This is a genomic window from Streptomyces sp. NPDC046215, from assembly GCF_040646215.1.
GTDB lineage: Bacteria > Actinomycetota > Actinomycetes > Streptomycetales > Streptomycetaceae > Streptomyces > Streptomyces stramineus.
Window position 1 is genome coordinate 24,478 of the sequence record NZ_JBEYZW010000031.1, and the last position, 11,713, is coordinate 36,190.

The 11,713-nt window shown below is 72.6% G+C and carries 12 protein-coding genes; 6 read left to right on the forward strand and 6 right to left on the reverse strand.

The annotated features are described in order from the left end of the window. Positions 1–40: 40 nt before the first annotated feature. The 3 genes from ABZ951_RS16015 (at position 41) to ABZ951_RS16025 (ending at position 4,498) form a co-directional block, all read left to right on the forward strand. A complete protein-coding gene (locus tag ABZ951_RS16015) occupies positions 41–469 on the forward strand; it encodes a heme-binding protein (protein ID WP_344084907.1) in 429 nt (142 codons plus the stop codon). A gap of 109 nt (positions 470–578) precedes the next feature. Further along, positions 579–1,211: a haloacid dehalogenase-like hydrolase gene (locus ABZ951_RS16020; RefSeq protein ID WP_344084904.1), complete on the forward strand. Its 633-nt coding sequence runs from the start codon at positions 579–581 to the stop codon at positions 1,209–1,211. A gap of 1,745 nt (positions 1,212–2,956) precedes the next feature. Next, complete coding sequence (locus ABZ951_RS16025) at positions 2,957–4,498, forward strand: globin domain-containing protein (protein WP_361280064.1); 1,542 nt, start codon at positions 2,957–2,959, stop codon at positions 4,496–4,498. 24 nt (positions 4,499–4,522) lie between these two features. Here ABZ951_RS16025 and ABZ951_RS16030 read toward each other — a convergent pair whose 3' ends face one another. The 4 genes from ABZ951_RS16030 to ABZ951_RS16045 form a co-directional block, all read right to left on the reverse strand. After that, entirely contained in the window at positions 4,523–4,942 is a 420-nt protein-coding gene (locus tag ABZ951_RS16030; RefSeq protein WP_344085297.1) for an NUDIX domain-containing protein, read from the reverse strand. A gap of 201 nt (positions 4,943–5,143) precedes the next feature. Continuing rightward, positions 5,144–6,040, reverse strand: coding sequence for a LysR family transcriptional regulator (locus ABZ951_RS16035; protein ID WP_344084901.1), 897 nt, complete (start codon positions 6,038–6,040; stop codon positions 5,144–5,146). A 391-nt stretch (positions 6,041–6,431) separates the two neighbouring features. After that, positions 6,432–7,556, reverse strand: a complete 1,125-nt coding sequence (locus ABZ951_RS16040) for a cystathionine gamma-lyase (RefSeq protein WP_344084898.1) — start codon at positions 7,554–7,556, stop codon at positions 6,432–6,434. A 213-nt stretch (positions 7,557–7,769) separates the two neighbouring features. Continuing rightward, a complete protein-coding gene (locus tag ABZ951_RS16045) occupies positions 7,770–8,150 on the reverse strand; it encodes a phage holin family protein (protein ID WP_344084895.1) in 381 nt (126 codons plus the stop codon). Positions 8,151–8,197: 47 nt separating this feature from the next. Here ABZ951_RS16045 and ABZ951_RS16050 point away from each other — a divergent pair, with 47 nt between their 5' ends. From ABZ951_RS16050 to ABZ951_RS16060, 3 genes are all read left to right on the forward strand, one after another. Next, positions 8,198–8,515 (forward strand): cupin domain-containing protein, encoded by a 318-nt coding sequence (locus tag ABZ951_RS16050; RefSeq protein WP_344084892.1) that lies wholly within the window; start codon positions 8,198–8,200, stop codon positions 8,513–8,515. Positions 8,516–8,662: 147 nt separating this feature from the next. Further along, complete coding sequence (locus tag ABZ951_RS16055; protein ID WP_344084889.1) at positions 8,663–8,878, forward strand: DUF5326 family protein; 216 nt, start codon at positions 8,663–8,665, stop codon at positions 8,876–8,878. A gap of 354 nt (positions 8,879–9,232) precedes the next feature. Beyond that, positions 9,233–9,679, forward strand: coding sequence for an SsgA family sporulation/cell division regulator (locus ABZ951_RS16060; protein ID WP_344084886.1), 447 nt, complete (start codon positions 9,233–9,235; stop codon positions 9,677–9,679). Here ABZ951_RS16060 and ABZ951_RS16065 read toward each other — a convergent pair. Next, the gene (locus tag ABZ951_RS16065) at positions 9,676–10,311 is read right to left on the reverse strand and encodes a hypothetical protein (RefSeq protein ID WP_361280053.1); all 636 of its coding nucleotides are present in this window, start codon (positions 10,309–10,311) and stop codon (positions 9,676–9,678) included. The two genes, ABZ951_RS16060 and ABZ951_RS16065, sit on opposite strands and share 4 nt — an antisense overlap. A gap of 28 nt (positions 10,312–10,339) precedes the next feature. Continuing rightward, positions 10,340–11,707, reverse strand: coding sequence for a YibE/F family protein (locus ABZ951_RS16070; RefSeq protein WP_344084880.1), 1,368 nt, complete (start codon positions 11,705–11,707; stop codon positions 10,340–10,342). Positions 11,708–11,713 lie beyond the last annotated feature (6 nt).

Below are 11,713 nucleotides of genomic sequence, written 5' to 3' on the forward strand. Positions count from 1 at the left end.
ACCGCAACACCCTCTGAACACAGCTATAGGAGCACCACCCATGACCGCCCCCACCCCTGTCCTCCCCCTGACCACGCAGGACGCGGACGCCCTCGTCACCGCCGCCCGCCGCGCCGCCGACGCGCAGGGCGTACGGATCGCCGTCACCGTCCTTGATGCGGGCGGCCACCTGCTGGCCTTCCGCCGGGACGACCGCGCCGTGCTGATCGCCGGGGAGACGAGCACCCGCAAGGCGTTCACCGCCCTCCAGCTGGGCGCGCCGACCGCCGACCTGGTCGACGCCGTGCAGCCCGGCGGGCTCTTCCACACGCTGCCGACCGCCCTCGACCGGCCGCTGCTCTTCATCGCGGGCGGCGTGCCCCTGCACCGCGACGGCCGGCTGATCGGCGCGGTCGGCGTGGGCGGCGGGGCACCCGAGCAGGATCACGGCCTCGCGGCCGGGGCGATCGCGGAGGTCCTGGGCGGCTGAACGCGCGGGCCCACACACACCCGGTGAGGACCTCCCGTCCTCACCGGGTGTTCGCACGGGGCCGGGTCCGCCGGGGTTGCCGAGCGCGGTGCGCCTACCCTCGGGAACTGTGACCAGACTGCACTTGTTCGATATGGACGGAACCCTGATGCACGGGTCGGCGGCGGCCGTCGAGATATCCCGGCAGCTCGGCGTGGAACGGGAGATCGACGAACTGGAGCGGGCCTTCGCGGCGCGCGAACTGACCCCGGCCCGCTTCGCCGCGCTGGCGTGCGAGCTGTGGGGAGAACTCACCGAGGACCGCATCGCGGCCGCGTTCGACGGCGCGCCGTGGATGGACGGCATCCCCGACGTCTGGGCGGAGATCCGGGCCCGCGGCGAACGGTCCGCGGTGATCTCACTGTCGCCGGGCTTCTTTGTGGAACGCCTGCTGACCTGGGGAGTCGACGCGGCCCACGGGTCACGCTGGCCCGAGGTCCCGTTCCTGGACCCGGTGGACCCGGCGGGCATTCTCGACGCCGGAGCGAAGGTGCGGATAGCGGACGAACTCTGCGCGGAGTACGGGCTGGGGCGCGCCGACTGCGTCGCGTACGGGGACTCGATGTCGGACGCGTTGCTGTTCGCCGTGGTACCGGTCTCGGTGGCGGTGAACGCGGACCACCACGTGCGGGACATCGCCGCCCACGCCTATGCCGGACGGGACCTCCGCGAGGCGTACGCATTGGTCGGCGCCCCGCGGTAAAGGCCACGGTCGACGAGCGCCCCGAACGCGCGTCTTGCGGATCGCTGACCGCCCGGTATGGTCAACTCCGTTTTACCCGTGCAGATATGGCCGGGCGCGCGGAAGCGGGCCGAGTTTAGCCTCAACATGGGCCCGCACGCCCGGACTTCCGGTGATTTGAGCGGAGACGGTGCGGAAGGTGGCATGCTGCGCGGACCGGCACAGCGGCCCATGAACGCCCATGAACGGAGTGGGGAATCGCGGCACGAATCCGACGTGGGCGGAAGTGCGAGGACCGACCGAGAGATGTTCGAGGCGAGACGATGAAGGACGCTCCGACCACCACGTCGGCCGATGGCGGCAGCGGCGGCGGCGCCACCGGAGGCGATCGGGGCTGGTTCACCCCGCCGGGGAAGCCGAAGCCCGGCAGCTCTGAGCGCGGGGGCCCTGAGCACGGGGGGCCGAACGAAGCGCGTGAGCCCGGTGCCGCGCGCCGTGGGACCGGCCCCGAGGGGCGGGTGGAGCGTCTACCGCACCACCCGAACCCCTCGTCCCACCACCACCAGCCGCCACCACGGGAACACGAACGCTCGGCCGAACCCCCGCCGCACCGCTCCCCGCACCCGGAACCGGGGGCTTGGCAGCGGGCCGTGCCGACTGCGGGGATCGTGCCACCGGGGCTCGGGGAGCCGCCGGCTCGGGGAAGGCAGGCCGACGGACAGGGCGTACCGCCTTCGCCGGTGGCGTCCGGCGAACCGCACAGCGGTCCGCGGACCGTCCCCGCACCGCCGGCGGTACCACCGGCCGTGCCGGAGCCCCGTTCCGGCGGGCCGGTCGAGCAGCCACCAGGGGGCGCCCCCCGGAGCGCGTGGCGCCCGGCGACGGCGGGGCCATGGCCGGGCCAGGGGGAGGCGCCCGAGTGGCCCGGGGCCCCGGAGCCGCCGGTCCGGCCGCCGACCACGTCCGGGCCAGTACCCCGGGCCCCACAAGACACCCGGACCGCCCGGCCGTCGGCGGCCCCGGAACCACCGGCCGGCGGCCCCCTCTGGTCGCCGCCGACGACGCCGGTCCCGCCCGGGGCGGGGGGCGGGCCAGAGCCCGAGACGATGTCGGACCCGCAGCGGACCCGGGGCGATGAGCCACCGGACACCGCCTCACTGTGGTCACCGATGTCGACGCCGACGCCGATGTCGACGCCGGCGCGGCCCGGGCTCGCACCGGATGTGCCTCAGCCCCTGGGCGGTGAGCCCCCCGCCGACCCCCCGACGTGGTCGCTGGCGCCGGCAGATCCCGGGCGCGAGGCCGCGCCCGATCCCCGGCCGGACGCGGATGCCGGGCCCGGTCCATGGCCCGTCCCGGAGCCACCGGCCGACCCCCCGACGTGGTCACCGGCACCGGCAGATCCCGGGCGCGAGGCCGCGCCCGATCCCCGGCCGGACGCGGATGCCGGGTCCGCTCCATGGCCCGTCCCGGAGGCACCGGCCGGTCCGGCGCCGTGGTCACCGGCACCGCTGATGCCGATGCCGCCACCGCCCCCTCGCGAGCCCGAAGCCCCAGCCGCCTCGCAGCCGGCCACGGGCGTAGAACCTCCGCCGCCGACCACCTCGGAGCCACCGGCGAGCCGGTCGCCCTGGTCCTCGGCACCGCCCCACCCGGGGCCCCCGGTCCCGCCCGGCCTGCCGTCGGGGACGCGCGCCGAGCCTTCGCCGTCACCCCCTCCGTCCCCCACCCCCGAGCCACCGGCCGACCGGTCACTCTGGGCGTCGATACCGGCCGACCCCTGGCCCCCGGCCCCGCCCGGCCCCCCGCCGGTCACGCGCGCCGAAACCCCACCGGCGCCCGCCTTCGAGCCACCAGCCGGCCCGCCCCTGTGGTTGCCGCCGCAGCCGGTCCCCCCGGAGCCGTCGACCGACGCGTCACCCTGGCCACCGGCACCGGCACCGGCACCGGCATCGCCCCCTGCACCGACCCCCACCCCGAGCAGGCCCTCGCAGGAGTCACTCGCTGCTCCCCAATCCCCGGAACCTCACGGAGCTTTCACCTTCCAGCCCGTGCCGCCGCCCACTCCGGCCCCATCACCCCCACCGGCCCCCGCCTCCCCGGCTGCACCGGGAACCAGTCAACTGCCCGCCCCTTCCTCCTCTTCCTCCCCGTCCTCCCCTCCCTCCCCTTCCGCACCGTCCCCGGACACCGTGCTCATCCGCCGCACCCTGTCCGAAGTCGAGCCCGTCGCCGACAAGGTGACCTCGTACTTCTACGCGCTGCTGTTCATCCGCCACCCTGATCTGCGTGCCCTCTTCCCCGCCGCCATGGACGTACAGCGCGACCGACTCTTCACCGCCCTGCTGGCCGCCGCCCGGCACGCGGACGACACCGCCACCCTCACCGCGTACCTGGGCCGGCTGGGCCGTGGGCACCGCAAGTACGGCACGCTCCCCTCCCACTACCCGGCCGTCGGCGAGGCCCTGATCGGGGCGCTCACCCGCTACGCCCCGGGCACCTGGAACGCGGCGACCGAAGCCGCCTGGGTCCGGGTGTACACCGCGATCTCACAGATCATGATCGACGCGGCCGCCGAGGACGAGGCGACCTCCCCCGCCTGGTGGCACGCCGAGGTGGTGAGCCACGAACGCCGGACGCCGGACATCGCCGTCGTCTCCGTACGGCCCGACCAGCCCTACCCCTTCCTCGCCGGGCAGTACACCAGCCTGGAAACCCCCTGGTGGCCGCGCGTCTGGCGGCACTACTCCTTCTCCGCCGCGCCCCGCTCGGACGGGCTGCTCTCCTTCCACGTCAAAGCCGTACCGGCCGGCTGGGTCTCCAACGCGCTCGTCCATCGCGCCCGCCCGGGCGATGTGCTGCGCCTCGGTCCCCCCGCCGGTTCCATGATTGTGGACCACACCACTGACAACGGCCTGTTGTGCCTGGGCGGCGGCACCGGCATCGCCCCCATCAAGGCCCTGGTCGAGGACATCGCCGAGCACGGGCGGCGCCGCCCCGTGGACGTCTTCTACGGCGCCCGGCACGACGGGGACCTCTACGACATCGACACCATGCTGCGGCTCCAGCGGTCGCACCCCTGGCTCTCCGTCCGCCCGGTCGTCTCCGACAGCCCGACCCGCCGCCTCAGCGGGCAACTCCCGCACGTCATCCGGCAGTACGGGCCGTGGCCCGCCTACGACGCCTACCTGTCCGGCCCGCCCGGCATGATCCGCAGCGGCGTGAGCGCCCTGAAAGGCATCGGCATCCCGCCGCACCGCATAAGGCATGACGAGATCGACGAGCTGATGGCACGGACCAGGGGCTGAACGGCCGGACGGGCGGGGCGCGCGTCAGCCGAGGTCGTCAGCGAGCAGGGCCCGCACGCCCTCGATGTTCGCTTCCAAGTACGCGCGCAGGGACGGCGGCACCAGATTCACCGAAGTGACCCCGGCCCGGGTGAACGGAATGCGGACCACGTCGTACGTCCCGCACGGCTCGTCCACTTCGGGGCCGTGGCGGAGCGAAAGATCCATCGACGCGAGGCGGCAGACGAAGAAGTGCTGCACCTTCACGCCGTGGGCCGCGTGGTGGGTGGAGTGCGAGACCGTGTCGACGAAGGCGGGCACGACATCGACGACCTTGGCGCCGAGTTCCTCGTCGACCTCGCGGTGCAGAGCGGCGACGACGGTGGCATCCTCGGGCTCCATGCCCCCGCCGGGCGTGATCCAGTACGGGTCCTCACCGGGCTTGACGCGCTTGATCACGATCATTTCGAGCCCCGGAGCGGGGCTGGGCGCACCGCCCGGCCCGCCGGCCGCGCGGTCAAGGGCTGTGCTGTCGAGGGCCGTACTGTCGTGGGCCGTGCTGTCGAGAAGAATGGCACGGGCGGTGCGCTTGACCACTGGGCGTTCGGTCATAGGGGACATCTGCCGCGTGGAGCACCGGGTGAAACCCCCTGGTGAGGCCCATTCTCACCAGGAGACGGCGCAGCGCAGCAGCCACTCGTGCGCCCGCGCGAGGTGCGGAAGAGCGAGCGTTCCCGTGCGGACGACGAGGAAGTACGTGCGCAGCGGGGGCACGGGCGGGTCCAGGAGGGCCACGACCTCTCCGGTGTCCAGGGCGTCGGCGCACAGGTACCGGGGCAGCACCGCGAGCCCGGCCCCGGCGGTGACGCACGTGAGGACGGCGCGCAGGTCCGGTGTGATGACGCTGCCCGAGGCGATCGGCTTGGTGTCGAAGACGCTGGCCCAGTAGCGGGAGACGAGCGGGAGGCTCTCGTGGACCTCGACGACGGGCAGGTTCTCCAGGGCCTGAGCGCCCTTGTCGCGCAGGACGGCCGCGCCCCCGAGGCGGGCCGCCCAGCGCGGCGCGGCCACGAGCACGTGCTCCTCGTCGCAGAGCGGGGTCGCGGTCAGCAGCCCGCCGCGGGGGCGGGAGGTGGTGATGACGAGGTCGTGATGGCCTGCGGCGAGGTTCTCGAAGAGCTCTTCGGCCGTGCCGTGCGCGGTGCGCACCGCGAGCCCCTTGTTGATCAGGGGCGTCAGGGCGGGCAGGGCGCGCAGGGCCGTGAACTCGGGCGGCCCGGCGAGGTGCAGGGTGCGGTGGGGGTCGGGCCCGTCGAGATCCGCCTCGGTGATCTCCAGGAGGGCGTCGATGTGCGGGGCGATCTTGTGGGCGAGCTCCTGCCCCGTGGTCGTGGGGCTCACCCCGCGCGCCTGGCGGAGGAAGAGCGGCCGCCCCAGCTGTTTCTCCAGCGTCCGTATCTGGCCGGTGACGGCGGGCTGGGACAGCCCGAGGAGGGCCGCGGCCCGGGTGAAGGACCCGGCCCGGTGCACCGTGACAAATGTGCGTAAGAGGGCCAGATCCATGCTGTCTCCCTGGCTCGACGCTGCCCGGTCGTACGCGAACTATAAATAAGTCGATAGGGCTGTGTCGCTAGCGTGATTGGACACTGACGCAGAGTCAACTAGCCTTGGTCGCGCGGCCGGACGTGTTGTCACCGTCCGCCCGCGACGGCTCGAGCCAAGAGGGGGGAGGCTCGAGCCGTCTTCACCTGCCGTGGTGTGTCTGACCTGCGGATGTGCGCCCCGACCACCACCCCGCCGCCGCCGTGCCCCTCCGTCGTCCTCATCGGCCGGTTCACCTCTTGCGCGGTGAGGGCCGCCTGTGCGGTGCGGGTCTTACCGGCTGCTGCCGGGCCGACCGGGAAACGCTGCCCGGCAGGTCGGACCGACGGCCTTTTCCGGGCCGTCGGCCGCCTTATCCTTTCGCCTGATTCAGCGCGGTCAACACGTCGTTGACGAGATCCTCGGTGTCCTCTACACCTACCGAGAAACGAATGAAACCTTCGGGCACCGCATCTCCTCCCCAGCGCCCCCGTCGTTCCGCCGTCGACCGCACTCCACCGAAACTCGTCGCTTCGTCGACAAATCGCAGAGCGGACAAAAAGCGTTCCGCGTGAGCGCGGTCCGGAAGGACGAAAGAAACCACGCAACCGAATCGTCCGCCGCGCATCTGCCGCGCGGCGAGCGCGTGCGCGGGGTCGGTGGGCAGGCCGGGGTGGCGCAGGCCGGTCACCTCGGGGCGGTCGCGCAGCGCCTCGGCCAGGGCGAGGGCGGACCCGGCCTGGCGGTCCACGCGCAGCTGGAGGGTGGCGAGGGAGCGGTGGGCGAGCCAGGACTCCATGGGGCCCGGGATCGCGCCGGTGATCTTGCGCCAGGCCCGGATGCCGGCGGTGAGCTCCGGATCCAGGCAGGTCACATAGCCCAGCAGGACATCGCCGTGACCGGTGAGGGCCTTGGTGCCGCTGGCCACGGAGAAGTCGGCGCCCAGTTCGAGGGGGCGCTGGCCGAGCGGAGTGGCCAGGGTGTTGTCGACGGCGACGAGGGCGCCCCGGCGGTGCGCGGCGTCGGCGAGGCGGCGGATGTCGCACACGTCGAGGCCGGGGTTGGACGGCGTCTCCAGCCACAGCAGCCGCGCGCCCTCCAGCGCCGCGAGCTGGGCGTCCCCGCCCGTGGGCGCGGACCGCACGGTGACGCCGAAGCCTTCGAGGCGCTCACGCAGCGCGGGCAGCAGCTGGTAGCCGTCGCTCGGCAGGACGGCCGTGTCACCGGGGCGCAGCCGGGACAGGAGCACGGCGGAGATCGCGGCCATGCCCGAGGGGAAGACGACGGTGCCGGCCCCGCCTCCGGGGGCCTCCAGCTCGCTGAGGGCCTCTTCCAGGGCGGTCCAGGTGGGGTTGGCCTCGCGGCCGTAGGTGTACGGGCCCGAGACCTCGCCCGGGAGGTGGAAGTGGGCGGCGAAGGCCGGGCCGGGGAGCGTGGGCTCGTTCGGCCGCGGCTCCGGCAGACCTGCCCGTACGACCCGTGTGCCGTCGCCTGTCATGTGCTGATCCCTCCGTCGGTCCTGCCCGTGTTCAGTCGGCGCTGCCGCGGTCCTGTCGCGGTCCTGCCGGTACGAAAACGTTTCTGCCGACCGCCCCGCCCGCGGGCCGGCCGTGGTGCGGTGTGTCCTGTCGTGTCCCCCCGTCCGCGGGCCGTGTGCCGCCTTCCGCGGGCCGCGCCCCGCCGTGCGGCGGGGCCGGCTGCCCCGGCCGCGTCAGTCCTGCTCGTCCGGCAGGATCACATGCATCGCCCACGCCACGACGGAGATGATCACGCCGCCGACCAGGGCCGTCCAGAACCCGTCGACGTGGAAGGCGAGATCGAGGCTGTCCGCGATCCAGGACGTCAGCAGCAGCATCAACGCGTTGATCACCAGCGTGATGAGGCCGAGGGTCAGGATGAAGAGCGGGAGGGACAGCAGCTTCACGAGCGGCTTGACGATGAAGTTGACCACGCCGAAGACGAGGGCGACGCCGAACAGCGTGAGCACCTTGCGCGCGGTGTTCTCGCCGGACAGGGTGATGCCCCTGAGCAGCCAGATCGCAACGGCCAGGGCCGCCGCGTTGGCGATCGTCTTGACTACAAAATTCTTCATGGTGAGATCGTTGCAGACGGGGTCGGCCGACGAAGGATGGGCAAGCGATGAAGGCGTTCCGGCTGGATGACCTGGAGGCCGAGCGGGCCGCCAACGACGGTGCGTACCTGCAGTTCGTGCGGGAGCGGAACATGTCCGTCGGGCTGTACGCGCTGAACGCGGGGGACACCGACCCGCAGACCCCGCACGCCCAGGACGAGGTCTACATGGTGATGAGCGGCCGGGCGTCGATCACCGTGGGCGCGGAGACGACCGAGGTCGCGCGGGGGAGCGTGGTGTACGTCCCGGCCGGTGAGACGCACCGCTTCCACCACGTCAGCGAGGATCTGAGGGTTCTCGTCGTCTTCTCTCCGCCGGAGAGCTGAGCCGCGGGCCCGGCGTCCCGTAGGGGAACGGTCAGGGGAGGACGGGGGGCGTGAGGCCCCCGGCGGCCCGGCTGTCCGTCCTAGCATCGAGAGCGAGAGCGGGGCTCCTGCGGGGCCCCGGAACCACCGAGCGGAAAGCAGGACGACATGGCTGTGCAGGGGATTGTCGAAGGTCTCCCGTGGTGGGTGAAGTGGATCGCCGTGCCGGTCCTCGTCCTCGTGGTGTTCGGCAGTCTGATCATGAGCGTGCTGGGCTGGGTCATCGCCCTGGCCTTCAAGGCGCTGCTGCTGGTGGCGCTCATCGGCGGTCTGATCTTCGTCGTCAAGAAGTTCACGTCCTCGTCGTCGAAGGGCGACTGGTAGCCGCACGGGCCTCACGGCCCGCTCTGTCCCGCTTCGTACCGATTCGTCAGCTCCAACCCGTGTGCGGCGGACAGGAGTACGTCACCGCGCCCACCGTCGGCATAACCTTTCCGACCGTCGCCCAAGGTCGGTGTTGACGGTTATTGGCGATTTCTCTGCCTTGAATCCCGTGGAACGACTCCATGCAGTAGTCGAGTCGCTACGCTCCAGAGTCATAGAGCTCGTAAGCTCACTCTCGATCTCTATCGGTATCTGAAAAGTCACTCCTTGTGATCTCGGGATGCTGTCGAACGATGGCGTTTAAAGGCATAAGGAGCCAATCCCGGCCAAAACGACGAATCGGGGCATTGGGCGATGCGTGAAACGGTTCAGGCAGAAGTGATCATGACCTTCCTCGTATCCGAGGAGCTGTCCTTCCGGATTCCGGTGGGGCTGGACTACGACAGCAGTGATCCCTACGCGGTGAAGTTCACCTTTCACCTCCCGGGGGACGCGCCCGTGACCTGGGCGTTCGCCCGTGAGTTGCTCCTCGACGGGCTCAGCCAGCCGTCCGGCGAGGGCGATGTGCATATTGCCCCCGCCTCGACCGAGCACCTCTCGGACGTCTTCATCCGTCTGCAAGTGGGCCCCGAGGGCGCACTCTTCCGGGCCGGCGCGGCACCCCTGGTGGCGTTCCTCGACCGGACCGACCGCATCGCTCCCCTCGGCGAGGAGCGCACGGTCGCGGACTTCGACTACGACCTCGCCGCCGAGCTCGACAACATCCTCGCCGGCAACACCGAGGGGCAGAACGCCGGTTAGCGGCCCGCTATGCCTTCGCCGGCCCGCCGGACACCGTCGGTCTCCTGCATCGGCACCCGCTCGACACGCGGGGCCGCACCCCCGGGTGCGGACGCCGGTGCCCCGGACGCCGCCGGGCCCCCGCCGCCGCCTCCGCCCGGGACACCCGCGCCCGGGCCCTCTGTCATGCCCTCCGGGCCCGCCGCGCTCCCGGCGACGAGGAGCCGCCGCGCCGGGCCCCGGCCCGTACCGCCCCTCGCCGGGGCCTTCGCGAACAGCGCGGAGCCCCCGTCCGCGCCGTTGAGCACCACCGTGCGGTCGGCGTTCCCGGACGCCTCCGCCCCGGCCCGTACGATCTCCGGCCGCTTTTCGGCCAGTTGTCGGGCGACGACCGGCTCCCGGCGCTCCGTCCGGGCAACCGCCCGGACCTGGATAGCCGCGGATCCCGCCGGACCCTGAACCGTAGCCGCCGCGGCCCCCGCCGGCCCTCGTGCCCGGGCGGCCGCGGCCTCGGCGTCACCGGTCGCCCGGGCCGCCGCGCCGGCCGCGCCCCGGGCCTCCGTGACCACCGCCTCCGTGACCACCGCCTCCGTGACCACCGCCTCCGCGGCGGCCGCCGCACTCACCCGCGCCGCCCCGACCACTGTCGACATGTCCCCACCCCCGTGAGCCGTGCCCCCGTCACTTCGCGCGGCGCCGCCTGCCGCCCCGGGAAGCCTTCGAAGCCCTGCCCCTGGCACCCGGCTTCGTACCCGCAGTGTGCCGGTCGGCACTGACAACGAGCGCCGCCAGCGCGGTCGTCACCGGCACCGAGGCCACCAGACCGATGCTGCCGACGAGCGTCCGGACGATCTCCTCCGAGACGATCTCGCTGGTCGCGACCGTCCCCACCCCGCTGTCCGCGATGGAGAACAGCAGCAACAGCGGCAGCGACGCACCCGCGTACGCCAGCACGAGCGTATTGACCACCGAGGCGATGTGGTCCCGCCCGATGCGCATCGCCGCCCCGTAGAGCTTGCGCCAACCGGCGCCGGGGTCGGCCTCCTTCAGCTCCCAGACCGCGGACGTCTGCGTGACCGTCACGTCGTCCAGGACGCCGAGCGAGCCGATGATGATGCCGGCGAGCAGCAGCCCGCGGATCTCGATCTGCGGGTAGAGGCCGTGGACCAGCCCCGTCTGGTCGTCGGTGTCGCCCGTCAGGTGCGCCCAGCCGGTGAAGAGGGCGCCCAGGAGGCCGATGAGCAGCAGCGAGGTGAGCGTGCCGACCACCGCCACGGAGGTGCGGGCGGAGAGTCCGTGGCACATGTAAAGCGCGATCAGCATGATGGCGCTGCCGCCGATGACGGCCACCACCAGCGGGTCGGACCCCTGGAGGATCGCCGGCAGGATGAACAGCGTCAGCACACCGAAGCTGATGACCAGGGCGATCAGCGCGAAGACGCCGCGCAGCCGGCCCACCGCCACGACGGCGAGGGCGAACAGCCCGGCGAGCAGCGCTATGGGCAGCGTCCGGTCCACGTCCGTGACCGAGTACTGGAGTTTCTCGGGCGCCTTGGGGGCGTACGCGAGGATGACCTTCTGGCCGACGGAGTAGTGCCGTGAGGCCGTCGGCTGGACGAGCTCGGTGAACGTGCGGCCCTTGTGAGGGCCGGAGGTGACCTCGATCTCCGATTTCTCGCAGGGCCCTCGGGGCGGTGGAGGCGGCCCGCCCTCCCCGCCCGGCTGCTGCCGCACCGGCTGCTGCGGCGCGGCGCCGGCCTTGGTGCAGTCCATCTCTTCAATCTTGACTACCCGCCCGGACTCGGTCTGCCGGTCGAGGCCGAGACCGGAGTGCGGGTGGTCCGGCGCGCCGCCGGGCCACAGCACGGCGAGTCCGGTGAGCACCGCGGCGGCGAACGGGATGAGGACCGCCGCGATCACCTTGCGGAGGTGGGCGGAGACCGGTTTGGCCGGTCCGTGGCTGTGCGCGTGCGCATGTCCGTGGCTGTGCGACGAGCTGGGCGGGTGTGCAGGGGTGGGCTCGTGGGGGGAGCGGTTCTCGGGGGTCACGCCCCG